This window comes from Paenibacillus ottowii (genome assembly GCF_050516475.1).
Taxonomy (GTDB): Bacteria; Bacillota; Bacilli; order Paenibacillales; family Paenibacillaceae; genus Paenibacillus; species Paenibacillus ottowii.
In genome coordinates this window covers 156,601-181,691 of sequence record NZ_CP191577.1, presented here as the reverse complement: position 1 = coordinate 181,691, position 25,091 = coordinate 156,601, and the positions used below count along the sequence as shown (strand labels likewise).

Sequence of the window (25,091 nt, the reverse complement as noted above, 5' to 3'; positions counted from 1 at the left end):
ACACATATATTAACATGTGAGTACACTCACGAACCTTTGTTAGGAGGTGGATAGCATGGCAGTACAGCTATCGAATCAAATATTCTCCATCTCGATCGGGGATTATGGGGATATCTCTTCCTTACGTCTGACAGGAGACACCTTTAATACGAATTATGTCATGAACGGCTCCAACGCACCTAAGCAAAATACACCAGATCATCAGTGGCTGGGTGAACTCATGTTCACCTATCGTCTAGGTAATGGGGCGTGGACTCGGGCATGGACAAGCAATTCTGCTGATGCGCGCCAGATGACCTCTTCTGGTAACAGCGTCCAGGTATCCTACCAAAATTCCTCAAACCCTCAGGGAATACGCAACTTCACTTTACATGAAACCTATTCGTTGGTTAACGACTATTTACATTGGCAAATGAAAGTAATGAATACCTCTAATCAAACGCTGGAAATCGGAGATTGGGGGCTGCCGCTTCCTTTTAATGAATACTGGTCTGGCGGCAATAACGAACAAATCTATGAAACCAGAGTACTCTCTCATTCCTTTGTAGGTCATCACAGTTCCTTTATTACCGCTGGACGGCCTAGCGGCATCGGCCCGTATATCCTGCTGCTGCCTGATGCCTCCACGGGCGCCGGTCTCGAATATCAGGACCACTGGAGAGTCGAGGAGCATCCAGGCAGTACATGGGCTATGGAGCAAGGCGGCTGGTCTGAAGGGCTGAATGTATTCTATATCCACTCCAATGTCATCAAAAGCACTAATCGCGGCTATCTGGAGAACACTAGTTTGTCGCTGGCCCCTGGTGAAAGCAAAACGTACGCTTTTAAATTTTTCAAGGTAGCAGACGAGCAGGCTGTAAAGGACAGGCTATACAGCGAGGGACATGTGGATGTGACCGTAGTTCCGGGTATGATTGTCCCGACCAATCTGAAGGCTAAATTCGATCTGCATACCCGCAAATCCATCACCTCTGTCACCGCGCAGTATCCCTCCGAAACGACTATCAGCTATTTGGAAACCGCCCCTACAAACCACAAAATATATGAACTCAAACTAGGTAGATTGGGTCACAACAATATTACAGTGAACTACGGTAACGGTGAAAAAACCGTTCTCCAGTTCTATGCCATTGAGCCAGTCGACACTGCGCTTCAGCGCCACTCCACCTTCATGGTCAACCGTACGCAATGGAACGTGCCAGGAGACTTGCGGGACAAAGTGTTTGATGACTGGATGATGCAATCTAAGGCCAGACGCAATAGCTTTGCCGGCTACTGGGGCTGGGGAGATGATTGGGGATTAACTCACGGCCAGTTTCTGGCGGAGAAAAATGTCCAGAAGCCCGTGGCCTCTGAAATCAAGGCGGTCGACGATTATCTGGAGGTGGCTATCTGGACGAATCTGATGGAAGGCCATCATACGGATTATCTCGTCCCTGATTTTCTGATGCCGCAGCCTAATACGACACCTACGTATCGGGGCTATGCCTATCCGCACATCTATAATACATTTTTCAGCATGTATAAACTCGCCAAGCTGTATCCTAACCTGATCAGCTATCGCAATAGCAAAAACACATATTTGCTACGCGCTTACCGTATTTTTAAAGCGTTGTATGAGGGTCCTGTTGCTTATAACTGGAATACGGGACTCATGGGTGAGCTGACCACGCCGGATATCATCAAAGCACTTCAGGAAGAAGGCTTGACTACCGAAGCTAACGACCTGATTGCCAAAATGGCTACCAAATACAATAATTTCAAAAATACCACCTATCCCTATGGCTCTGAGTATAACTATGACAATACAGGTGAAGAGGCGGTGTATACACTAGCCAAAATGAACGGCAATACGACCATGATGGGCAAAATCAATGCCAAAACACGCGCTGCACGCGGTCATATGCCTGTCTGGTACTATTACGCCGATCCCGTCACGATTACCGGAGAAAATTGGTGGAACTTCCAGTACACGACCTCACTGGCGGGGTACGCGATGGATGACTGGACACGTCGTTATTCGTCCAAGCCCGAAGTGGACCAGCGCCTATCCTACGCCGCCAAGCTGGCGAACATCGGGGCGATTAACTCGGGACAGATCAGCTCTGATCCTGCCAATATTGGAGCCGTATCGTGGACCTATCAGGCAGGCAAAGGCAATTTCGGCGCCCTTGGTCTGGACGGCGGCCCCCTCTTTAACGGATGGCGCGGTATGTCCGGGGAAGCCGATCTGGGGCTATTTGGAGCCATTAAAATCCTAAGCTCGGATGTTGCTGTCGATCCCATATTCGGCTTATTGGGCTATGGCTGTGACGTTACAGAAAGCAATAACAGCTATACGATCACTCCAAAAGACGGCGTCTTCCAACGTCTGCATCTGATTACCCAGAAGCTAAGTCTGGAGATGAATCGGGATCAATATAGCTTGGCCGACGTGTCCAAATCCAAGAACAACATCCGTCTGATGTTAAAAAATACGACACCAGGCACAGCCCATACGACTGTTGTGACGATGACCGGGCTTGCGGCAGGTACGTATGATGTACTCATAGACGGCACCAAAACCGGATCAGTCACAGCCGTTAACAATGCTGCGACTATAGCCAGACTGAATATCGGTACAGCAGCCAACTACGATATCCGTATTCAGTCCAGTTCAGGCAATCCGGCTCCCCCCGGAGACATTATAGCCCATTATGAATTTAATGAAACGGCCGGATCAACCGCAGCCGATTCGTCAGGTTATGGACAGCAGGCCAGTGTACATGGCGGCACGTGGGGTGCGGGACGAAATGGCAATGCTCTGCGCCTTAACGGTATAGACGGCTATGCCAGCCTGCCGAGCGGAATAGTTAGCAGCATTAATGACTTTACCATTGCCGCATGGGTACGGGTGAACACGCATAACGGCTGGGCTCGTCTGTTTGATTTTGGAGCAGGAACAGATCGGTATATGTTTTTGACCCCGAAGGCTGAAGGGACAGGTATGCGTTTTGCCGTCACTGTCTCAGGGAACGGAGAGGAACAGCAACTGAATGCCCCAGAACTAGCGACAGGTGTCTGGAAGCATGTAGCCGTGACTTTGTCAGGCACTATCGGAATTATGTATGTGGACGGCATAGAGGTGACACGTGACACGAATATGACGCTGAAGCCTGCCAGCCTTGGACTGACAAATTGGAATTACATTGGGAAATCCCAGTTTGATGATCCTTATCTGAATGGTGCAGTAGATGAGCTGATCATCTACAACAGAGCTCTGACCGCTCAAGAAATCTGGGGCTTAGCCTCGGCAAGCAGCACCATTATAACCCATGATGCGCGAGTCCAGGCATATGCTGGAGGGGCAGATTAGAATGTAGTATGCATTCATTTCATGTCGTTAACGTTTTGTATTATGAATGATTTGTATTGTGAATGATTTGTATCGTGAAACATTTGCCTCATAAATGATTGGCATTGTGAATTTATTCTTGCTGGTGCTTCCCATCGCCTCCGCCCGGATTTCTTGAATTCATTCTGTAATCAGGAGAGAAATCCGGGGAGATGATGCTTTCGAAGCATTTAACTCCGTTTAATGCGGGTCGTTCTTGGTCTTAAGCGAACGAGCTCCTCATTGGTGAGTTGTCTAGTATAGGAGCCAGGGGAAGATCCTGTATCTACCGTGAGCACTTTGCCTGCCCCGCTGGGGCGGGCTACTCGTGTGTTGAATACCTGCATGAACCACTGCACTGGAAAGGCTATGGATAAGCGGCCATCTGCCGTGCCTGCATAGTTGACCGCAGCTGCATAATTATCGGACTGCCTGAGCCATACAGAGCCGGAATCCCCGGGTAGGGATACAGGAGTCGTACCTCTAATAACCGTCTGATCTTCGAAGGTCAGTAGGCCCAACTCGCCGCCATAATTGATTTGCAGGTCTGTATAGACCGACTCTACCGTACCATTGACCCGGCCAGTCGTACGTCCTACCTTCTTTAATTTTTCCCCTACACGATAAGCGGTAACATGCCCGGGAATCGCTCCCACTGTAGCATAACGTGGATTGAGCAGATTGTTGCGGGTCGGAAGCGAAAGCGCCACATCAATCAGGTTCGTTCCGGTGGGCTTCAAGCGCACGTAACGATACAACCTTCCTGTACGATCCTGGGCAACCGTACCTCCATCGGCTCCGCCTGGCTGAATTGTAGCCTCCCGATTATCTGTATTGGAGGGATTGAGGACATGGTTATTGCTAAAAAGGTAACGTGTAGCTGGCGCTCCAGTTGGGGCGACGATGAGTCCGGTGGTACCGGAGCCTTCAATCGTCCCGACACTGTAGCCAGCGATGACCGGTCGGATGCGCACTTTATAGTCCGTAGCGTGGGCTCTGATCTTTCCAGTCTTTACAATTCGAACAGGAACGCTCAATTTCTTTCCTAAGGCAGTGGCCGACAGGAGTCCAGTAGAGGCCGATACTAGACGGTCCGTGTACACAATGACAGCGGCTCCCTTTTTGGGGTGGGCAGGGTCCCTGTAGCCTACGCCAATGCCGTGGACACCGGACATTTTTAAGACTCGCTTGGCCATCCGCTTTTTCACTTGAAGCGCGACCGAGAAGGTAGCCAACATCATCATCTCCTTTTACATTCAGATGAAATATTGTATGGCTAAGGCCGCTCTGCGTTCCATGTGTTCTTACGATCACTATTGCAAAGTGATACTTGTTATTGAAAGTCATATGAATACATTCCAAAATATGGTATACTAATTCCCGAAATTGGCATCTTATCATTGGGTTTTAGATGTTCGAGGAGGTACTCCATGTTTTTAACGATATTGACCTACAGCATACAAGCAATTGCAATTTTACTGATTATCTTTGCATCGGTGAGAAAAAACAAAAAGAACATAGGCCGTGGATCACTTTCACTGCTTTTATCTCTTCTTGGTCTAGCTGCTTCTTACAAACTCGGCAAGTACACGTTTGGGGATCAGTTGTTTTCCTTTTTAGGCTTGCCCGCATGGTCTAATCGTGTTGACAATACTGGATTTCACTACAGCCTTCTACTATCCAGTATTTTTTTCATTCCCAGTATAATCATTGGATATAAAAATCCTAAAGATTTTGGAGCTCTAATGGGAAAATGGATTTCTGGTATTTATCTATTTGTAATCATCATTTCGCTTTTACTTTTTATGATAAGTAATTTCTTGAAGTAACGTTGGATGTGCTGTTAATCCAAAACAAAAGCCTCCCTATAAACAAGGAAGGCTTTTTAGCGATGAAAAGCACGCCTTATCCCTTAACCGCTCCCTCCGCAATGCCTTCCATAATGAATTTCTGAAAGAAGGCATAGATCAGGATCACCGGGATGGAGGTCAGCACAAGCGCGGCCAAAATAAGCGACCAATCCTTGTTGTACTCTCCAAACAGCATATTGGTCGAAAGAATTAGAGTGTAATGGTTCACGTCCGTCAACATCAAAAGCGGAAGCAAAAAGTCATTCCAAATCCACAGGAAATCCAAAATAGCAATCGTGACGGTAATCGGCAACAGCAAAGGAAATATAATGCGAAAGAACGTTTGGAACTCATTGCACCCGTCCATTTGCGCGGATTCCTCCAGCTCACGCGGAATGGATTTGACGAATCCGTGATATAAAAAGATCGCCATGTTCACACCTAAGCCGATATAGATTAGAGCCAAGCCATACGTACTGCCTTGAACAGACAAATCCTTTGCCATCCGTGTGAGCGGTATCATTATGGAGTGAAACGGCACCAGCATGGAGGCGACAAACAGGAAGAAAATCGCGTTACTTAGTTTTCCACTGGTGCGAGACAGCTTGTAGCCTGCCAGTGCAGAACAGACCACGATCCCGCCAATGCCGATAAAAGAAATAATCGTAGAATTCAAAGCGCTGTTCAGCAAATGGGTCTGATGGAAAGCCTGACTGTAATTTTCAAAGTGAAGCTTTGTCGGCAGCGCCGTAAAGGATGCAAACATCTCACCCTGTGTTTTAAACGAATTAATGACCGCCATGTAGATCGGGAAGAAGGACACGACTGCGCCCACACACAGCATCAGCGTGATCAGCAAGGAATTAGCTTTTCTCAGCCTCATGCCTCCACCTCCCTCTTCTTCATGACACGCAGCTGGATCAGAGTAAAGATGAGCACAATGGCAAACAAAATAACGGATTTAGCGCTCGCATAGCCGTAACGGAAGTTGTTGGAGAACGCCTCTTCATAAATGTTCATCGTAATCACCTGTGTGCTGCGTCCCGGTCCTCCGCCAGTCAGTCCATACACGACCTCATACACCTTGAAGGCACCGTTGAGTGTCAGGAAGAAGCAGATCGTAATCGCGTGGGTAATCATGGGCAGCGTCACACTTCGCAATGTCTGAAAAGCATTCGCCCCGTCAATAATAGCGGCCTCCTTCAAGCTCTGCGGTACCCCCTGAAGCGCAGCCAGATAGATGATCATCATATATCCCACACCATTCCAGAGCGAGACAATAATGATGGAAAAGAAAGATACCTTCGGATCGCCCAGCCAGGATTGACCTAAAAAGGCGATGGCCGTCTTTTCAGCGATTTGCGGCAGCACAGAGGAAAAAACGAATGTCCACATAAATGCGCTAATAATGGTACTGATCATATTAGGCATAAAAAAGATCGTCCGAAAAAATCCTTTGCTGCGTGTGCGTGACTCAATCAACACTGCCAGTACCAGTGCAAGCGCATTTTGCAGCACAATCATAACCAATACGTATTTAAGTGTAAACCACAGGGAATTAAGAAAATCGGGGTCTTCCTTCAAGGATTCCACAAAATTCCCCAAGCCGATAAAGTTGTAATTGGGATTCAATCCGTTCCAGTCTGTAAAGCTGTAGTACATGCCGCTGATCGTTGGGATAAGTAGGAAGATGGCGTAAAAGATCAAGGCCGGGGCAGTAAATGCCAGCAGCATGACGTATTTTTTGTAGATTTTAAAAGGCATGGAGTCTCTCCCTCCCGATGTCATTCTGTAGGTTACCGCTACTTGTTCACTTTGTTATACGATTTCCATGCCTTATCCAGCGCCTTAATGACGTCATCCTGCGAGAGCTGGCCAGCATAATAAGATTGGAGCGACTTGCCTGCCTCGTCCTTGACCGCCTGCGGAATCGATGGATCTTGGTACGACTTGCCTGCCTTCACATATTCGGTAGCATCATTAACCCATGGATAGCTTTTAAATGTATGCACTTTGGAGATGGGGTTAAATTTCAATGCTTCATAGAATGCGCTGGAATCCTTGTCGTCCAACACATAGTTAACAAAATCGAGCGCAACCTCCTTATTCTTGCTTGAAGAGGATACGGCTAGCGAAGTCGAAGTGGACAGATTGATCAAGGTCGCATTCGGATCGTCATTGATCGGCAATGGTGCTACTCCAAAATCCATCTTCGGATCAGATTTTAAAATCGTTTCCGCAAACCACGGTCCCTGAATCCACATCGCCGCTTTACCTGAAGCAAATGCTGCTGATCCATCATCCCCGCCGATTTCCAGCGCCTTGTCTGTACCATTGCTGTTCACCAGATCAATAATATCGAACATGCTCTTCATTTCGGAAAAAGAGCCTTTGTCCTGATTCATCCGTTCGATAAAATCCTTATTCTGTGTGTTCATCATCGCACCTGCTGTGAGCGGCACGAACAGCTGTGGAATCCAGGATTCCTTGTAGGACAACAAGAATGGTGTCACATGATTCGCTTTCAGCTTCTCGACCACAGCCTTCATTTCGGTCAACGTTCCCGGCGGTTTCAAGTCCAGATCCTTAAATATTTTTTTATTGTATAAATAGCCCCATGATATTGTTTCCAAAGGAACCGCTACAACTTTGCCATCTTTCGTCGTCACCGAAGGCTTCACACTATCCATTAATTTGCTGACAAACGGCTGACCGGACAAGTCCTCCAAATAACCCGCTTTATAAAACGGAGGAATTTCATTCACCGCATGTAACGCGAATACGTCTGGTGCATCGTTGGAAGCGAGTCTTGTTTTCAAAATCTGCGCGGCATTGTCAGCAGGTGGCATCTCCAGTTGAACGGTAACGTCGATATTTTTATCTTTCTTTTCTTTGGCTATAAATGCATTAATGTATTTATCGTAGTGCTCCTTCAAACGGGGCTGAGCAATAAACATTTTGAGATTTACAGTTTTGCCGTCTCCACCGGAACCACTGCTGTCACTGCCTGAAGAATTCGCTCCACATCCGGCCAACAACGTGCCAACCAGCATCGTACTCAATACACCTTTCCACATTTTCATGCAAAATGACCTCCCCTAAGTTGAAAATCTCATTTTGTATACGCTTTCATTATAGAGTGGGAGGTCACTTCTGCCATTGGACACTCTTAGCTTATTGGATTGGATTTTTTTAAACTTCCTTTCTCATTTCACCGGGGGCCACGCCAAAATGCTTTTTAAATACCCGATAAAAATAAGACACATCCTCATACCCAGCCATCTCTGCAACAGCTTTAATGGAAATCTGCTTATTGGCCAGCCATTCCCGCGCCTTTTCCATTCTCCGCTCTACAATGTAGTCCGTTACATTTTGACCGTACTCCTGCTTGAATACTTTGCTCATATACTCTTTGCTCACAAAAAAGTTTTTCGCCAACTGCTCCAGTGTGATCGGCCCAGCAAAGTGACTATCGATATAACGCCGTACCTCCTCCAAATTCAGTTTATTTTTGTATTTCCGCTGCCGAATGAGCTGATCCAGTTCTTGAGCATAACATGACGATACGAATTCCAGTGCATCTTCTACAGAGGATAGGGCAGCCTGGGCAAGCGGAAATCCTCCTTTTGCCGGAGAAGTATCCAGCCCATTATCCGTTGCCAGCTCTTTCAGCAGAGAAAGCAGCTCCTGCACCAGTCGGCCCAGCATATGTGGACTTGGTGTTCCATAGCTCTCCAGCTCCTGTACAACCTGACTGCAGATTAAGATCACCCCGTCACGATTCAGCTCATTAAAATAAAGACGCAGCAGTTGTTTATACTGGGTTAACCTGTGAAAAAACTCATAATCCAGCTCTGTCGCTTCCTGCTGCTGTTCGGCTATCTTGACCTCCAGATCGGTTTTGCATTTGAGCAGCACCGCATTTAGCTCGGCAGGATTGACAGGCTTAAGCAAATAATCGACAGCCTTGTAACGGATCGCATGTTTGGCATATGCAAAGTCATCATATCCGCTCACGACAATGATGTTCACATCCGGACATTGGCTATTTAGCGCTTGCAGCAGCTCTACTCCGTCCGCACCTGGCATGTGCATATCCGTTATCACAATGTGGGGAGCTAACTCCCGGACCAGCCTGAACGCCTCGTCTCCGTCCTCAGCCTCACCTACCACTACCATTCCAAGCTTTTCCCATGTGCCAAACACCTTCAAAATATCGCGGTTCCACGGCTCATCGTCAACGATTAATACTCTGATCATACTTTGCCCTCCTCTGCTGAGGTGAATGGAATACGGATAGTGACACATGTACCGACTCCCTGCTCACTATCTATAGTCATTCCGTCATGCACTCCAAAATTCATCTGTATGCGTGAAGCCACATTGCTTAATCCGATATGACTGCCCTGCATCCAGATCGGTTCCTCGGATGCATTTTCCAGCTTTAGCCGAACCTTTTCCAGCTTGTCCGGGGCCATGCCGTTACCATTATCGCTAACTGTAATACATACATCTTCTTTCATAATCTGCACATGGACGCCCAATCGCCATGCCCCTGCCTTGCGATCAAGACCATGCTGAAACGCGTTTTCCAACAAAGGTTGAAGCGATAGCTTGGGCAAACGAATATCCATCGCCTGCTCTTCGGTCTCCACCTGAAACACCAATCTTTGCGGAAAGCGACGCTGCTGAATGCGCATATAATGCCCCACATGATCGAGTTCTGCACGTAGAGAGGCCATATCCTGAGGCTCCCGTACCACGTAACGAAACATCTCACTCAGGGAACGAATGACTTCATAGGTATCCTCCGGCTTTTGCGAAAACACCATACTTCCGATCATTTGCAGTGTATTTTGCAGAAAATGCGGATGAATCTGCGCTTGAAGCGCTTTCAATTCAGCCGTCTTTTTTTGCAAATTGATACGGTATTCCGTCTGGATATGCTGGCGGATTCGGCCTGCCATCCCATGCAGACTTCTTTCCAGCAGCCCAATCTCATCCGGTCGTGTGCTTGGCTCTCCAACCGGCCCCTTGATCATATCCAGCTCCTGCACCGAACGCGCCAAATGAACAATCGGGCGAGCGGTCCGCCATGCGATGAAAACGGCGATACAGATCGAAACCAGGATTGAAATCACGCCTACGACAATACCATACAGCATGGTTGAAAAGGCACTGTGGTTAATGGAGGAAGTCGGTACGATTTTGACCAGTTTCAATCCAGCCACATCCAGATCATTGTAGAACACATAATGTTCGGCAGTTTGAAGCATCCCGGGACCCGGCTTAACATCACGAAGAGCTGTCAGTACTTCTGCAGGAGGAGGCGACTGACGAGCCTGTGCTGGATACATGACCCTGCCATCCCCATCTGTAATCAACACCTGATGCTGATCCCCTCGTCCCAGCAGACCCAGCGTCTGATCGAATTGTGACCACAGCACCTCCAATGAAATAGCTCCCGTCTGCTTATGATCTTCAAAACGCCGAATACTGCGTGTCAGTGTAAAGCGTTCCGGGTCAGCAGAGCTTGGCCGAATCGAATAATCCTTGTTCGCTTGCCACATCTCTGCGTACTGCGGGGGAATATCGCCCACTGTCGCAATATCATTTTGCATACTATTGAAGGTAAACAGGGTTTGCGATTGCTTCAAATACAGCTGAATACCGATGACATGACTCCCGGCTGAATAATATACATTCGCCAGCGTGTTTAACATTTTTCGCTGGGCATTAAATTGGCTAGAAAGATTGTCAGGCTCTCGTTCATTCAAATAATCGCTTAGATCAGGGCTGATCTGAATGCTGTAAATCAGATGATTCAGACGATCTAACTGGTCGCTGATATAAATGCCCGTCCATTTCATATTGGACATGTTCGTTTCAACCACTTCGGTTTCCATAGACGATCTGCTTTTCTCCGCAGCCAGCACCGTAACAGCAATGACCGGCAGCACAGATAAAACAATCATCGTCAAAATCAGCTTGAGCTGAATACTGCGTCGATACGGGGCAGTCAGCGCCCGGAACCAGTGGGCTGCTCGGGTTGGCATAGCGATGCACTCCTCTATTCAGCTATATGCGAAAACGCCCCGCAATTCGCAGGGGCGCTTCATATGCCGGATTTTCCGGTGGGGTACCTATTATGATATATTCGTACGTCGATTTCAACACATTATTGATCATTTACGCTTCTTCGATAATTATAACACTCCAAGGCTTCAATTGGAGTAATTGTCCTTGGATAACCGTCTGCTCTCCGATCAGTTCCTTGCCGTCTCCATGCGGATACACCACCGAGCCTGCCTGTTCGGAATAGTTAAAATAGTACCGGATCGTCCGTCCCAAATCATTCGTACCGGATTTAACAATGATCGGATAAGAAGCCTCCTGATCCAGTCCCCATACGCCTGCCTTTTTGGCTACAGAGCTCAATAATTCGCGAATGACCGCCGAACTAACAATACAGCCGATGTAGGTCGCCGTTCCCTGACCATAGCGATTTTGCGTAATCGCGGCATATTGGCCCCAATGCGGGTGATCGTAATAGGCTAATACTTCGGCAGTTGTCGGGGTTATTAGCTCCATCCACGTAGCTACCTGATTGTCCTCTGCTGCCACCTTAAAGGGATTATCCTTAAGTGTCACATTTTTCGGCTCCACAAACAAGCTGTAATAAATACCACACGCTTCGCTAATCACGCCCGGCTGACGGGATGTTCTCACCTGTACATGCTCGTCAGTAAATCCGCTGCGGGAGGTGTATACCACATGACCGCCTTGTTCGACGTATCGATTCAGCTTTTCCAGCAGTGCATCTGGCGCAGAATAGAGACTCGGAACGATCAAGAGATCATAGTCATCCAACGATTCTGTACCCGGATGGACGATATCTGTCCCGATATTCAGTTTGTACAACTCGTCATACAAACAGCGTACGATGTCATTGTAATTCAGTGGGCTGTTCATATTAAACTTGAACCAGTTAATGGATGTCAGTGCTTCGTTGCTGACCAGAATGGCTGTTTTATTGTTCTTTTTCAGATTAACCAGATGGGGGGATAATCTCGCAAAATCCTTCCCTATCGTTTGTGCTTCCTCATACACAGGGTTCGGTTCAAAATCATGGCTAAGCAGACCCTTCCAGTAGGTTTCGAAGGAATTATGAATGGAATGCCAGTGCCAGTAAGCTACCATATTGGCCCCGGAAGCCAGATGACTGAACGCTTGCAGACGCAATTGTCCCGGATAAGGAACCCAGTGGGTAAACGCCTGCGCCTCCGTTTCCAGTACCAAGTAATTATTCTGTTTTGTCGAACGTGCCACATCACCACCAAAAGAGATTTCAATTCCAGTCAAATCATCTTGTGATGGATGGTAAATATCGACCCCTGTCACATCAAAGGCTTGAGAAGCTGCAAAATGATCCACGTCCGGCTGGATTCCAAAGGAATGACCTCTCCACTCAAAATCAAAATTTTGCGTAACAAATTGGTCTTCCCGCTTATATTCATTGACAATCGCGACCTGCCAGGCCAGGAAGTCCGTCACCAGCTTGCGTTGGAACTGGGAAAAGGCCGCGCCCAAGCTTCCATTAATCGTTCCGACCACCGAAGGGAAGTCCTCCCAGCTATTGATGCGATTGCTCCAGTAGTCCAGGCCAAATTTGCGGTTCAGCTCCTCCAGTGATTCAAACCGCTCCCGCAAATACTTTACAAACTGTAATTGCACATTGGGACCGCTCGTATGGTAATGCTTCGTCTCATTGTCTGTCTGATACCCAATAACCGCCGGATGCTGGCTCACCCGTCCAATCAGCTTGCGTATGATTCGCTCAGCATGGAACAGGTACACCGGGTTCGTAATGTCCATAATCTGGCGGGCCCCGTATTTGCCTGGTCCCTGAGGCGTTATCGCCAATACATCGGGATGCTCCTTCACCATCCATGTGGGTACGGCATAGGTTGGCGTGCCCACAATGACCTTAATACCAGCCTTATGCATAGCGTCCAGCACCCGATCCACGGAGGTGAAATCAAATACTCCGTTCTGCGGTTCATGTGTACTCCAAGTGGATTCGGCAATCCGCACTACATTAATTCCCGCATCCTTCATCATTTGGATATCTTGGTCCAAACGGTCATAGGGCATATATTCATCATAATAAGCAACACCGTACAATAGCTTTTTCATCGAGTCGCCCTCCAATAAGTTTAATGCTCCCTGATTACAATATGGTACCGCTTTCAAAAATACTATAAATAATCGATTTTTTAAGTAAAAGCATGTATCAGAGTACGTGTAAGCGCTCTTTTATTATAGCTAAATGTTAGGTACAATGAGATTGTCTAAGCGGTGTAAAATTTGCCCTAATCGAAGGTGATCTGATGATATTAAATCCAGATGTCGATCCAGCTCTATTTCATGATTGCCAATGGCTACCCATTATCGACTGGAATGTGAAATTTTTTGGCGCTCATATTCATCGGGTCAAAGCGGATTGGTGCATGCCTGAGGAGTCTCATATTGGTTTTGAAATTGCACTCATTTTGGAAGGTCGTCAGGAAACCATTATGGAGAACAACGTATACTCGGTTGGAAAGGGTGATATTTTAATGATCCCGCCGGGATTTAAGCATGTGAGTCAGTGTGTATCTCCGGATGGTATGTATTATTTTAGCACCCATTTTAATATCGATGATCCACTGTTCCGTCAAGAAATGATCAAGAACAATCAGCTCTTTTTCCCGGCAGGCACTGAAACCAACACCAAGCTGCAAAAGGTCGTCCATAGCTGGATCAGCATGGTGCGTGAGAGTGGAGAATATACGACAGCGGACCGCTTTCGCATGCAGATTGCCTTGTTCGAGCTGTTCGGGATATTCTCGCAAATGATCTCCACGGGATTGGAGCCCAGAATTGCACCTTCATCCGTTCAATACGCCAAGGCCATTATGGAGGCTATTCAATCGAGATTCAAGCCTTATCGGGAGGATGAATCTGGCGAGCAGACGTTCCGGCTTGAAGATGTGGCGGCTTCCCTCGGGATCAGTCCAGGCTATGCCCAGGAAGTGTTCCGCAAAGTTTACGGCTATTCGCCACGTCACTATCTATCGGAGACCAAACTGCATGAGGCTAAGGTGCTAATTCAGCAGCCCAATCTGCCGCTAAACAAGGTAGCTTCCCTGCTGGGATACTCCAGTCTGGCTCATTTCAGCAGACAATTCAAGCGCTGGACAGGCATCAGCCCGCTTAAATACCGCCAGACGTTAAAAGCAATTACGGATGAGCAAAGAAGCTACACGTAAGTTATCCTTCGAATCACAGCCTGATATCTCCAATGTGCTGATGTACTACATACATCATCCCTATCAGGAATACGGCCAATCCCAAATACCCGATGCCGAATTTCCAGCGTGATGCTGCGGGAACTTCGTAATATTTATCATTTTCAAATGGAATATAGTCAATCTCACACAGCAATCTGAGCTGGTATGCATCCGGTGTCGGTATGTGTTCTACCCCGTTCAGCCATACATGCTGGACAAGACACTGCTGCGGCAACAGAAGCGTATGCTCCACATCCAGACTTTCCATATAAATCGTCACATATTGCTGCCCCTCCAGATCCGAGTAGGTATTAAAGGATAGTCTGCGCGTATGCTCCGGTCCAGGCAGCGGATATCCTTGTTCATATAAATGCTGTACGTCAACTACCGGCTTCTGTAATAACGATTGAATTTTGACATCTTCTTTATTGCGTTTGACATATTTTTTGTATAAATCATAGGCAAATAGCGCCCAAATAAAGAAAAATAAAATGGATTTCAAATACACAATTACTACAATCCCACCCAATAGGCCCACCAGCCATAACCAGCGTGTCACTGCTGTAGAAATCCGTCCACCGTCGAGCGGATGAATCGGCAACAAATTAATCAGATTTAGGAAAAAACCGACATATGCCAGCGCGTATAGTAGCGGACTTTCTGTTGCATAGGCTCCTGCGTATACTGCCAAAGCCCCGACCGTTCCCAATAACGGTCCGCCCATAGCCACATACGCCTCTGTCTGGGCATCCAAGGGATGTCGTTTCATGGTAATCAGCGCCCCGAGAAAAGGAATAAATAACGGCGTCGACACCGGAAGCCCCTTGCGCTTGGCAGCCAATACATGCCCCAGCTCATGCACAAATAACAACAACACAAATCCGACCGCAAATCCCCACGGGTATATGATCGCATATGCGCCAATCGTAAACGCCATAGAGATCAGCGCCCCACCAAATTTACTGAATTTTAAAAGAGCAAGCAACGACTTGCCTTTCAGCAAAAGTAATGCTGCTGCACTACCAAGATACCATTTGGATGATCCGGATTTGGAATCGGTCTTATTGTCTTCTTTTTGCAAAAGTACCCGTCTCCTTTCTCTATCACTTCCATTGTATCCTGCAATGTGCAGCTTGTAAAAATTATCATCCATTTATTTCATACCCATTCCTCAAGTGTCTTTCCACCTATCTGTTCTGTTATCATGTAGGAAACGGAATAACTCAGGAAAGGATTACGAACCATGAGTTTTGAACTTACCCGGCGAGCGATCAGACAACTATGCAGTCAATCTGCTTACGACGACGGGGATGCCTGTTACCGGGCCAAAAAGGTGGCCTTTACCCAAATAGATCATCATGAAGGTGTGTACGAAGCTACAGTCAAAGAAAGCGGCTTTTATGCGGTTGCTGTATTGATTCGGCCCAACGGCAACATACGCGCCGAATGCACCTGTAGCTCATTTCAGACCACCGGACGATATTGCAAACATATTGCCGCTGTTCTCCTTAACGCCTATGATATGCGGCGTGGAAAAAGTGTGTCCGTACGTTCCTATGTCTCCAGACTTCATCCCGGTACTGCTCCCGATCCAGCAGGAAGTATAGGTTCAGACGAGATGTACACATCTACAGATGACCCAAATGAACACACAACCAGAACGTCACGGTCCTCCGGCATTACACAAGGCGATCTCCATTTAACCGACAGTATGTTAAAACTATTCGGACGCAAGAGACCGCTTCGCAGCACACCTGCGCTGCTGGATACTCGCGCAATTCTGGATTTTCAGTTCGTCATCCGTCCGTTTGCCTACGGTTACCAAAAATATATGTTTGGCGTGGAAATGAAGGCCGGTCCCAAACGATTATACATTGTTCAGAAAATCCGCCCATTTCTGGATAGTATCGACCGCGGAGATAGTTATATGTTCACGAAAAGCTTCACCTACGAGCCTGAGCTATACCGCTTCCGAATTGAACATGACGCTATTCTCCAGCAATTATCCCAGGTGTGCTATCAGGAGCGCATGATTCGGGAAACCTCAGGCACGTATTCATCCTCCGGAAGTCATATGAGCGGCGAGCGAATGCTTCTCATTCCGCCTGCGGCTTGGGATAAGCTGCTCCCCTTGCTGACAGCGGCGCAGGGCGTCTATTTTGAAATTCACGGAAACATGAGCGAGGGTATTCCCCAGTCTGATCTAATGCTTCCGCTGCAATTTGAATTTGATGAGACCGAAGCCACAAGTGAAGGCTATCAGCTAAGCATTCAAGGATTGGATGACTTGACCGTCATGGAGGACTACGGTGTCGTCATTGCCGATGGCAAGCTTGTCAAGCAGAAGGCTGATTCCATACGGCGTTTGTCCGAGCTGAAACGGATGGTCGAAGTACATCACAGACGAAAAGTTCAGATTGCGCCAGAGCAGATGGAAGCTTTTATGGATAAGGTCGTGCCTGGGTTAATGAAGCTCGGACGTGTCCATATGACACGTGCTGTCTCAGAGCGAGTCACACAGCAGCCGCTGAAAGCCAAGCTGTATCTGGACCGGGTAAGAGACAAGCTGCTGGCAGGACTGGAATTCCAATATGGGGATATCATCATCAACCCATTGGAAACAGATGCACGAACACCAGGTAACGACCGGATTTTGATACGTGATGGGGAACAGGAGCAGCGAATTTTGGAACTGATGGAGCATAGCTCCTTTGCCAGAACAGACAGCGGATATTTTATGGAAGATGAAGATGCAGAATATGACTTTTTGTACCATACGGTTCCACAATTGGAAAAGTTGCTGGATGTCTATGCCACAGGTGCAGTCAAGGCGAAAATTAATAATACACTGCCTGTCCCAAGAATACGGGCAGAGTGGGATGAACGCACAGATTGGCTTGAATTTAAATTTGATATTGAGGGTATACCGGAATCGGAAATTCGCAAGCTGCTCCAATCGTTGGAAGAAAAACAGAGATATCATCGTCTGCCGAATGGTGCCTTGCTGCCGCTGGAAACAGAGGAGTACAAGGAATTAATTCGGTTCATGAACGAAACAGGTATCCGCAAAAGCGATCTGGATGCAGCGCAAATTCGAATCCCGGTCACGCAGGGTCTGTATTTAATTGATCCTAATGATCATGTGAAAAACCTGACCTTGGGTAAAACCTTTCGCCAATTACTGGAAAATATACGCAATCCTGATCATCTCGACTTTCCCGTACCCGGTACGCTTGCTCCAATCTTGAGGGATTATCAGGTCTACGGTTTTCAATGGCTCAAGACCTTGGCACATTACCGTTTTGGGGGCATTTTGGCAGATGATATGGGGCTGGGCAAAACACTGCAAAGCATTGCCTTCCTCGTCTCTGTATTGCCAGAGATTCGCAGTCAACAGCTTCCAGCCATGGTCGTATCCCCTGCATCGCTGGTGTACAATTGGCGGAATGAACTGGAGAAATTCGCCCCGCATATCCGCGTCATTATTGCCGATGGCAGCCCTGAAGAACGGGGCCGGATTATACGGGATGCTGCCAGTTATGACGTTATTATTACTTCCTACCCGCTGCTGCGGCGCGATGCAGATATGTACAGTAAGCCATCGTTTCATACGCTTATTCTGGACGAGGCACAAGCGTTCAAGAATCATGCCACTCAGACGGCACAGGCGGTTAAGGATGTACAAGCCCGCTACCGCTTTGCCCTGACAGGAACGCCGATCGAGAATACGCTGGAAGAGCTGTGGTCCATCTTCGACGTTGTATTTCCTGCGCTATTTCCCGGCGGAAAAAGAGCGTTTCACAACCTGCCTCGAAATGTGATTGCCAAGCGGGTTCGTCCGTTCCTGCTGCGCCGTCTGAAAAGCGATGTTCTTAAGGAACTGCCGGAAAAAATCGAATCCGTGCAGATATCACGGCTTCTGCCGGAACAGAAAAAGCTATACACGGCTTATCTGGCCAAGCTCCAGCATGAAACGTTGAAGCATCTCAACGAAGAAGGCTTTCAGAAAAACCGGATCAAAATCCTCGCAGGTCTAACCCGGCTTCGTCAGCTCTGCTGTCATCCAGGGTTGTTCATCGAAGGATATACAGGTAGCTCGGCCAAATTCGAGCAACTGCTGGAGATTATTACGGAATGTCTCAGCTCCGGGAAGCGGATGCTTATTTTTTCACAGTTCACTACGATGCTTCAAATGGTCGGACGCGAGCTTTCCCGTGAAGGGGTTCCCTACTTTTACCTGGATGGACAGACTCCCGCCCCCGAACGAGTCGAGCTGTGCAGTCGCTTTAACGAAGGAGAACGCGAGCTGTTCCTGATTTCCCTCAAGGCAGGAGGCACGGGTCTGAACCTCACCGGCGCAGATACCGTCATTCTGTATGATCTGTGGTGGAATCCCGCTGTAGAGGAGCAGGCTACCAACCGCGCACATCGAATGGGCCAGAAAAAAGTTGTGCAGGTTATTCGGCTTGTCGCCCAAGGTACGGTAGAGGACAAAATGTATGAGCTACAGCAAAAAAAGAAAAACCTAATCGACCAGGTCATTCAACCAGGGCAAGAAAGCCTTTCAGCGCTGACCGAGCTGGAGATTCGTGAGCTGCTCATGATCTAAACAGCTCTTCCACAATTATTTTTATGATTCTGAAAATTCAAATACCAAAAGGTCCAATGAGGGTGAAAATCTTCCCGCATTGGACCTTTTCTTGTTCCATATGTGATTGTACTGTACTACTCAAATCGATTCATCCCGTTTGAGCACTTTAGGCTCAATGGGAATCAGATTAGATTCAATCTGGGCGCGTTGAGGCTCATACCATTCAGGCAGCATCAGCTTGTGCCCCAACTCATGCAGTTCCTCATCCACGGTAAATCCGGGCGGATCGGTTGCGATTTCGAATAGAATACCGCCTTGCTCGCGGAAGTATACGGCATTGAAGTATTGACGATCTACAATGCCACTGGTCCCAAAACCATGCTGGCGAACCCATTCGTTCCATGCCTGATGTTCTGTATCATCCTGCGCGCGCCACGCAATATGGTGAACTGTACCGGCGCCGCCATTCCCCCACGGTACATCTTTGACCGGAATGTCGATCAGATTGCCCAAATCCCCAGTCGTCTGGTAACGGATATAGCCTGCAGCTGCGTCTTCTCCGATGAGCGTCATGCCCAGGACATTCTCCAGCACGCTTTGGGTATGCTTGGAATCCGCACTATAGAGCACGGCTCCTCCAAAACCCTTGATCGCTTTATCTGTAGGCACGCCTCCGGCTGTCCATGTGTTCACTGGCCCTTTTTCCCGCTCCACCAGTTCCAGATGCAAGCCCTCATTGTCTCGAAACTGGATAAATGACTCGCCAAAACGAGTAGCCTTTGTGAAGGACACCTTCAAGCTGTGTAGACGGTTCTCCCAGTAATCCAGCGAGCCCGGCGGCACGACATATGTCGTAATCCCGACCTGTCCGCCTCCAATCTTGCCTCTGCGTGTACCCGGAGCCGGAAAAAAGGTAATGATCGTGCCCGGGCTGCCTTCTTCATTTCCAAAATACAAGTGATATACTTCTGGAGCGTCAAAGTTGATTGTCTTTTTGATCAATCTCAAACCAAGCACACCTGCGTAAAAGTCAACATTGCCCTGCGGATCGCCTGCAAAGGACGTAATATGGTGGATTCCAGCGGTTTTCAAAGACATCTCAGTCACTCCCTAATGAACATAATGATTTACAAAATTCAAAATCCATTGTAGCTAACAAACTGTCCAACGGGCTTGCGGTACCCTCTTGCCCGCTGACCCGATTCGTCCTCTTTCCCCAGGGTAATCATCATCACAGGCACAAATTGCTCTGGAATATTCAATACCTCCTGCACCTTCGCCGGGTCAAAACCGATCATCGGACATGTATCCCAGCCTTTGTCCTTGGCAATCAACATCAATTGCATAGCCGACAGGCTGGCATTACGGATCGCTTCTTCTCTCTGGAAGACAGGTCCCCGCTCGCGATAAAACTGAGTCACCGATTCTACTGTGCTATCATATTCCTGCTTGCTCAGAACACCCAAGTTCAGGAACCCTTCGTTAAGATCAGCTACCTTGGTATAAGCCTCTGTATCACCCAGCACTATAATAGTGGCTGAAGAGGTTAATATTTTATACTGCTTACTTGCCTCATCATGCAGTCTTTGTTTGACCACTGCATCCTGCACGACGATATAACGCGCATGCTGTAAATTAAAAGCCGATGGAGCAAACTTTACCAGCTGGAATATCTCTTCCAGTTCTTTTGCATCTATAGTAACATCAGGAATAAATTTAGAAGCCGATCTTCTCTCTTGAATAACATTCACCAGTTCGCTCATATTCAGGTCCACTCCTTGATATTATTTTCAAATAAATTATCTTTAAATTAAGAATATATCTTTCATTGTTTTCTGTCAAGTAAAACTATAAGAGTGTTATATAAGGGCTTCACCAGCCCTTTACAGATCCGTTGACCGTATCCTCATCGTAATCGCTTCGCGTTGCGCTTTGGTTAAGCTCTTAAAGACCAGCTCATACGAATGATCGATCATACTATACAAATCCTCCAACGGGAAGCTGTCGTCAACCTCTATCGTATTCCAATGCTTTTTGTTCAAATGATAGCCTGGTTTAATTGCCTTGTTCTGTTCCCGCAGGTTTTCCGCAATGACCGGATCACATTTTAAGGATACATGGCTAATACCATCTTTTTCAGTCAGGAGAGCAAACATCTTGCCCCCTACTTTGAGTACTAGGGGATCAGCACCAAATGGATAATCCTTAACGGCCTCTTTTTGACTCAAACCATATGCTACAATTTTCTCAAACACCAGCCTTCTCTCCTCTGTTCCAAGTTATTTGTTCTACGAACCTACCTATTAGCGCCCTATTATATCACCTTCATACGCTCCATATACACTAGGTCCGTGCTACATTTAGGGGAACTGTGCTAAAGGTAGCGCCTATTTTTAATCTAGAGTAAGAAAAACTATCGTATTACATTCATTCAGCTTCACGACTCCTTTATTTTCAGAGCTGGATCTTCTCAAGCTCGTCGATTTACGATTTATCATGAGGCGGCATCTGACGATGCTGCCTTTTTTGCTTTTAAAATCATGGAATTTTCATGAGAATAAAAGTATTTTCCTCTTAATTCACTTCATCCCCCTTTAATCATCCATGTAAAAAAGTGTTTTATTTATATAAGCTTATACGGAAGCGAAAGCTTTTTTAAGCGACGAAAAATAAATAAAGGAGATTTTTTTCGTGAACTCAAACACTGCTCTTATAAGAAAAGGCGGTGCAAATGTGTCGTCTTCCAAACGTCTCCCGTGGGTCGGGTTGCTGGCTTTAGCCATGGCGGGATTCATCTGCATTCTTACGGAAAGCCTGCCTGCTGGATTACTGCCGCAAATTGCACAGGATCTCGGGGTCACAAAAGCTCTTGCCGGACAATTGGTCACTCTCTATGCGGTTGGATCTCTTCTGGCCGCGATTCCTTTGACAACAGCTACCCGTGGGTGGAGGCGCCGACCGCTTCTACTGCTGTGCATCATCGGCTTTCTTGTATTTAACACCATCACCGCGTTATCTTCCGTTTATGTGCTGACGCTTATCGCGCGTTTCTTCGCAGGTGTCTCAGCAGGTGTTCTGTGGGGGATGACGGCCGGTTATGCGCGGCGCATGGTGCCTGATTCGCTGAAAGGAAGAGCGATGGCCGTAGCCATGGTCGGCACCCCGCTGGCATTGGCGCTGGGCGTTCCGCTTGGTACTTTTTTCGGAACATATACAGGATGGCGTCTCATTTTCGGAGCTGTATCATTACTGACAGCAGTCCTTATTGGCTGGGTGCTCTGGAAGGTGCCTGATTATGCAGGTGAGCCTGCCGGTGATCAACTCCCTTTTCACAAGGTTTTCCTGATTCCCGGTGTACGGACGATTCTGTTTGTCGTTTTGGCATGGGTACTAGCTCATAATATTTTGTACACTTATATTGCACCGTATCTTGCGAAAACCGCGTTTGCTCAGCGAGTGGATTTGGTTCTTCTTATTTTCGGAATTACCTCGGTAGTCGGCATTTGGGTGATAGGCATGCTGATTGACCGTTTTCTAAGAATGCTGGTTTTAATCAGCATCACAGGATTTGCTTTGGCTTCTGCAGCCTTGGGAATCGGAATAAATCAACCTGCAATCATCATTCTTGGTGTTATGGCGTGGGGGCTTACATTTGGCGGGGCAGCCACTTTACTACAAACAGCAATAGCACAAGCTGGGGGAAAAAGCGCAGATATAGCCCAATCGATGCTGGTTACTGCATGGAATGTGGCAATCGGCGGAGGAGGCATTATCGGCGGGTTGCTTCTCGAACTGCTTGGAGCCGGATTTCTTCCGGGCTCATTAATCATCCTGCTGCTTCCCTCTTTGCTTGCAGTTTGGCTAGCTAAAAAGCATGGCTTTCCTTCCTAAAGGAATCCATGAGTATGTGTAACATAAGCAAAAAAATGAATCCGCTGCATGGCGGATTCATTTTTTTGGGATTAGAGAATTACATTTTATACGAGCAAATTCGTTTCTCCAATGAGATTCTTATAAGCGATCGGTGAAGACATCACGATCAGAGTCGTATAGGTTCCGTATTGATCGCACCGGTTTTCAAACTCTTCCAGCTCCTGGGTTGTTTCCGTGAGGACCTTCAATAAATAATTATGCTCTCCGCTTATCCGGTAACATTCCGTGACCTCCGGTGATGAACGACAAAAATCAAGGAAAGGATAGCAATTCCGGGTCCGAACAAGCATATAGGCTGTGCATTGCTTACCCACTTTTTGCGAAGAAATGACGGTTCGGTATTCCTCGATAACCCCCTTTTCTTCCATGCGTTTTACACGTTCCGTTACAGCTGGCTGAGACAGTCCCACCAGCTTTCCTAAATCTGTCATTGATAATCTCGCCTGGTTCTGCAAATGAAGCAGGATGTTTTTATCGATTTCGTCCAAAAAAATCGACTCCTTTGTTTTAAAAGTTATTTCTTCTAAATACCTTTAGAATCATCGAAAATTTCTTTATTTAACTTGTTTGTTTTATGCAAGACGGAAGAAATTATTTATATAATAAACACACTTGCTATAAATAATCAAGTAAATTACAGTAGGAGAGGGTGAGAAGCATGAGAAAAATAGATCTGGAATTGCTGCATAAAAGCATCAATGAGGTAATAGACCACACACTTGAGGAAAAAAGGATCGTGGGTACCGTCGTCCAAATTGCATTAGGCGGAAACCTTGTTTACAACAGACCTGCTGGTTGGGCCGACCGCGAGCAGAAACGACCGATACAGGAGAATGCTTTGTTTAGATATGCTTCGGTAACCAAGCCGATCGTATCAACGGCAGCCTTAGTATTAATTTCGCAAGGGAGATTGCAGTTAAACGATCTGGTGGAAAAATGGTTGCCCGCCTTTCGTCCCAAACTGCCAAACGGAAAATATGCCTCCATGACCGTTCACCATCTGATGACGCATACCGCCGGCTTAACCTACCGTTTCTTCCAGAAAGGAAAGGGAACTTATGAACTTGCCGGGGTATCGGACGGCATGGATCTGGCGGGAATTACACTTGAAGAGAATCTGCAAAGACTCGCTTCTGTCCCGCTTCTATATGAGCCGGGGAAAATGTGGAGGTATTCCATAGCAACAGACGTGCTCGGAGCGGTCATCGAAAAGGTAACTGGAATGCCGCTAAGTGAAGCTGTACGGTTGCTTGTAACTCATCCGCTTTCCATGATGGACACGGATTTCAAGGCCGTGGACACGGACAGATTGACCACGGCTTACGCAGATAGCGCAGGAGAGCCCCGGCGCTTGCAGGATTTTGATACCGTTCCTTTCGTGGAAGGGACGGCAGGATTCCTCCTTTCACCCAACAGGTTTACCGATAAGACAGCTTATCCTTCCGGAGGAGCCGGCATGATTGGCAGCGCAGGAGACTTTCTTAAACTGCTGGAAGCTTTGCGGCAGGGAGGAAATCCGATTCTGCCGAAGGCTCTTGTCGCAGAAATGACAACCAACCAAATTGGTAACCTTGAGATGCCCTATTGGCCGGGAAGAGGCTTTGGACTTGGTTTCACGCTGCTTAAAGACCCAGCGGATGCCAATACACCAGAATCGCCGGGAACATGGCGGATGGGCGGTACCTATGGTCACTCCTGGTTTGTTGATCCGAGTGAGGAGCTTAGTGTTGTAGCGTTCACCAATACAGCACTTGAAGGAATGTCAGGCAGGTTTACAACGGAGCTGTGCGAATCTGTCTACAAAGGTATTCGAGGAGTTAAGTAAAGGGTAAAAACGTTACCTTCTTTATACATTTATAAAGCAAAAAGGCCCCGCCGACCAATTTGAACCGCACCCCAAATCTTAGACACATGATATAATCCTCTAAGAAGAAAGGGTGCGGATTTTACTTTATGGTCAAATACAGCGAAGAAATACGAATAAAAGTTGCTATAGATGTACTTGAGGGAGG

Annotated in this window: 18 protein-coding genes; 6 read left to right on the top strand and 12 right to left on the bottom strand. The window is 47.2% G+C overall.

The features are described 5' to 3' along the window. The first annotated feature begins 55 nt into the window (after window positions 1-55). The gene (locus ACQQ6X_RS00810) at window positions 56-3,355 is read left to right on the top strand and encodes a DUF5695 domain-containing protein (RefSeq protein ID WP_305167651.1); all 3,300 of its coding nucleotides are present in this window, start codon (window positions 56-58) and stop codon (window positions 3,353-3,355) included. Between the two features lie 209 nt (window positions 3,356-3,564). Here the strand turns inward: ACQQ6X_RS00810 and ACQQ6X_RS00805 are convergent, their stop codons facing one another. Further along, entirely contained in the window at window positions 3,565-4,611 is a 1,047-nt protein-coding gene (locus ACQQ6X_RS00805) for a hypothetical protein (RefSeq protein ID WP_305167650.1), read from the bottom strand. A 192-nt stretch (window positions 4,612-4,803) separates the two neighbouring features. Between ACQQ6X_RS00805 and ACQQ6X_RS00800 the strand changes: the two genes are divergently transcribed. After that, window positions 4,804-5,202 (top strand): hypothetical protein, encoded by a 399-nt coding sequence (locus ACQQ6X_RS00800; RefSeq protein WP_305167649.1) that lies wholly within the window; start codon window positions 4,804-4,806, stop codon window positions 5,200-5,202. Between the two features lie 76 nt (window positions 5,203-5,278). Here the strand turns inward: ACQQ6X_RS00800 and ACQQ6X_RS00795 are convergent, their stop codons facing one another. The 6 genes from ACQQ6X_RS00795 to ACQQ6X_RS00770 all read right to left on the bottom strand — a co-directional run bounded on the left by ACQQ6X_RS00795 (window position 5,279) and on the right by ACQQ6X_RS00770 (window position 13,419). Continuing rightward, window positions 5,279-6,106 carry a carbohydrate ABC transporter permease gene (locus ACQQ6X_RS00795; RefSeq protein ID WP_305167648.1) on the bottom strand — a complete coding sequence of 276 codons (828 nt, stop codon included), beginning with the start codon at window positions 6,104-6,106 and terminating at the stop codon, window positions 5,279-5,281. Further along, entirely contained in the window at window positions 6,103-6,987 is an 885-nt protein-coding gene (locus tag ACQQ6X_RS00790; RefSeq protein WP_063211440.1) for a carbohydrate ABC transporter permease, read from the bottom strand. The genes ACQQ6X_RS00795 and ACQQ6X_RS00790 overlap by 4 nt, the downstream gene beginning before the upstream one ends. Window positions 6,988-7,025: 38 nt before the next feature. Then, window positions 7,026-8,306 (bottom strand): ABC transporter substrate-binding protein, encoded by a 1,281-nt coding sequence (locus ACQQ6X_RS00785; RefSeq protein ID WP_142613653.1) that lies wholly within the window; start codon window positions 8,304-8,306, stop codon window positions 7,026-7,028. Window positions 8,307-8,415: 109 nt separating this feature from the next. Continuing rightward, a complete protein-coding gene (locus ACQQ6X_RS00780) occupies window positions 8,416-9,483 on the bottom strand; it encodes a response regulator transcription factor (RefSeq protein WP_305167647.1) in 1,068 nt (355 codons plus the stop codon). Then, window positions 9,480-11,279 carry a sensor histidine kinase gene (locus tag ACQQ6X_RS00775; protein ID WP_305167646.1) on the bottom strand — a complete coding sequence of 600 codons (1,800 nt, stop codon included), beginning with the start codon at window positions 11,277-11,279 and terminating at the stop codon, window positions 9,480-9,482. The genes ACQQ6X_RS00780 and ACQQ6X_RS00775 overlap by 4 nt, the downstream gene beginning before the upstream one ends. Window positions 11,280-11,412: 133 nt before the next feature. Next, window positions 11,413-13,419 carry a beta-galactosidase gene (locus ACQQ6X_RS00770; RefSeq protein ID WP_305167645.1) on the bottom strand — a complete coding sequence of 669 codons (2,007 nt, stop codon included), beginning with the start codon at window positions 13,417-13,419 and terminating at the stop codon, window positions 11,413-11,415. Between the two features lie 194 nt (window positions 13,420-13,613). Between ACQQ6X_RS00770 and ACQQ6X_RS00765 the strand changes: the two genes are divergently transcribed. Next, window positions 13,614-14,534, top strand: coding sequence for an AraC family transcriptional regulator (locus ACQQ6X_RS00765; RefSeq protein ID WP_305167644.1), 921 nt, complete (start codon window positions 13,614-13,616; stop codon window positions 14,532-14,534). Window positions 14,535-14,547: 13 nt separating this feature from the next. Here ACQQ6X_RS00765 and ACQQ6X_RS00760 read toward each other — a convergent pair whose 3' ends face one another. Next, a complete protein-coding gene (locus ACQQ6X_RS00760; protein WP_305167643.1) occupies window positions 14,548-15,636 on the bottom strand; it encodes a site-2 protease family protein in 1,089 nt (362 codons plus the stop codon). A 162-nt stretch (window positions 15,637-15,798) separates the two neighbouring features. Here ACQQ6X_RS00760 and ACQQ6X_RS00755 point away from each other — a divergent pair, with 162 nt between their 5' ends. Beyond that, window positions 15,799-19,164: a DEAD/DEAH box helicase gene (locus tag ACQQ6X_RS00755; protein WP_305167642.1), complete on the top strand. Its 3,366-nt coding sequence runs from the start codon at window positions 15,799-15,801 to the stop codon at window positions 19,162-19,164. Between the two features lie 120 nt (window positions 19,165-19,284). On the opposite strand, the gene ACQQ6X_RS00750 is transcribed toward ACQQ6X_RS00755, so the two are convergent. The 3 genes from ACQQ6X_RS00750 to ACQQ6X_RS00740 all read right to left on the bottom strand — a co-directional run bounded on the left by ACQQ6X_RS00750 (window position 19,285) and on the right by ACQQ6X_RS00740 (window position 21,401). Then, the gene (locus tag ACQQ6X_RS00750; protein ID WP_305167641.1) at window positions 19,285-20,244 is read right to left on the bottom strand and encodes a ring-cleaving dioxygenase; all 960 of its coding nucleotides are present in this window, start codon (window positions 20,242-20,244) and stop codon (window positions 19,285-19,287) included. A gap of 38 nt (window positions 20,245-20,282) precedes the next feature. Further along, window positions 20,283-20,909 carry a nitroreductase family protein gene (locus ACQQ6X_RS00745; protein ID WP_305167640.1) on the bottom strand — a complete coding sequence of 209 codons (627 nt, stop codon included), beginning with the start codon at window positions 20,907-20,909 and terminating at the stop codon, window positions 20,283-20,285. 120 nt (window positions 20,910-21,029) lie between these two features. Continuing rightward, the gene (locus ACQQ6X_RS00740) at window positions 21,030-21,401 is read right to left on the bottom strand and encodes an MmcQ/YjbR family DNA-binding protein (RefSeq protein WP_305167639.1); all 372 of its coding nucleotides are present in this window, start codon (window positions 21,399-21,401) and stop codon (window positions 21,030-21,032) included. Window positions 21,402-21,837: 436 nt separating this feature from the next. Between ACQQ6X_RS00740 and ACQQ6X_RS00735 the strand changes: the two genes are divergently transcribed. Then, window positions 21,838-23,037 carry an MFS transporter gene (locus tag ACQQ6X_RS00735; protein WP_305167638.1) on the top strand — a complete coding sequence of 400 codons (1,200 nt, stop codon included), beginning with the start codon at window positions 21,838-21,840 and terminating at the stop codon, window positions 23,035-23,037. An 86-nt stretch (window positions 23,038-23,123) separates the two neighbouring features. Here ACQQ6X_RS00735 and ACQQ6X_RS00730 read toward each other — a convergent pair whose 3' ends face one another. Then, on the bottom strand, window positions 23,124-23,567 hold the full coding sequence (locus tag ACQQ6X_RS00730) for an Lrp/AsnC family transcriptional regulator (protein ID WP_305167637.1): 444 nt from the start codon (window positions 23,565-23,567) through the stop codon (window positions 23,124-23,126). A 170-nt stretch (window positions 23,568-23,737) separates the two neighbouring features. Here ACQQ6X_RS00730 and ACQQ6X_RS00725 point away from each other — a divergent pair, with 170 nt between their 5' ends. Then, entirely contained in the window at window positions 23,738-24,904 is a 1,167-nt protein-coding gene (locus ACQQ6X_RS00725; protein WP_305167636.1) for a serine hydrolase domain-containing protein, read from the top strand. Window positions 24,905-25,091 lie beyond the last annotated feature (187 nt).

Bases quoted from the DNA above. Each gene is read 5' to 3' on its own strand.
- ACQQ6X_RS00810 (WP_305167651.1), top strand. From the start codon at position 56: ATGGCAGTACAGCTATCGAATCAAATATTCTCCATCTCGATCGGGGAT.
- ACQQ6X_RS00805 (WP_305167650.1), bottom strand. From the start codon at position 4,611: ATGTTGGCTACCTTCTCGGTCGCGCTTCAAGTGAAAAAGCGGATGGCC.
- ACQQ6X_RS00800 (WP_305167649.1), top strand. From the start codon at position 4,804: ATGTTTTTAACGATATTGACCTACAGCATACAAGCAATTGCAATTTTA.
- ACQQ6X_RS00795 (WP_305167648.1), bottom strand. From the start codon at position 6,106: ATGAGGCTGAGAAAAGCTAATTCCTTGCTGATCACGCTGATGCTGTGT.
- ACQQ6X_RS00790 (WP_063211440.1), bottom strand. From the start codon at position 6,987: ATGCCTTTTAAAATCTACAAAAAATACGTCATGCTGCTGGCATTTACT.
- ACQQ6X_RS00785 (WP_142613653.1), bottom strand. From the start codon at position 8,306: ATGAAAATGTGGAAAGGTGTATTGAGTACGATGCTGGTTGGCACGTTG.
- ACQQ6X_RS00780 (WP_305167647.1), bottom strand. From the start codon at position 9,483: ATGATCAGAGTATTAATCGTTGACGATGAGCCGTGGAACCGCGATATT.
- ACQQ6X_RS00775 (WP_305167646.1), bottom strand. From the start codon at position 11,279: ATGCCAACCCGAGCAGCCCACTGGTTCCGGGCGCTGACTGCCCCGTAT.
- ACQQ6X_RS00770 (WP_305167645.1), bottom strand. From the start codon at position 13,419: ATGAAAAAGCTATTGTACGGTGTTGCTTATTATGATGAATATATGCCC.
- ACQQ6X_RS00765 (WP_305167644.1), top strand. From the start codon at position 13,614: ATGATATTAAATCCAGATGTCGATCCAGCTCTATTTCATGATTGCCAA.
- ACQQ6X_RS00755 (WP_305167642.1), top strand. From the start codon at position 15,799: ATGAGTTTTGAACTTACCCGGCGAGCGATCAGACAACTATGCAGTCAA.
- ACQQ6X_RS00750 (WP_305167641.1), bottom strand. From the start codon at position 20,244: ATGTCTTTGAAAACCGCTGGAATCCACCATATTACGTCCTTTGCAGGC.
- ACQQ6X_RS00745 (WP_305167640.1), bottom strand. From the start codon at position 20,909: ATGAGCGAACTGGTGAATGTTATTCAAGAGAGAAGATCGGCTTCTAAA.
- ACQQ6X_RS00725 (WP_305167636.1), top strand. From the start codon at position 23,738: ATGAGAAAAATAGATCTGGAATTGCTGCATAAAAGCATCAATGAGGTA.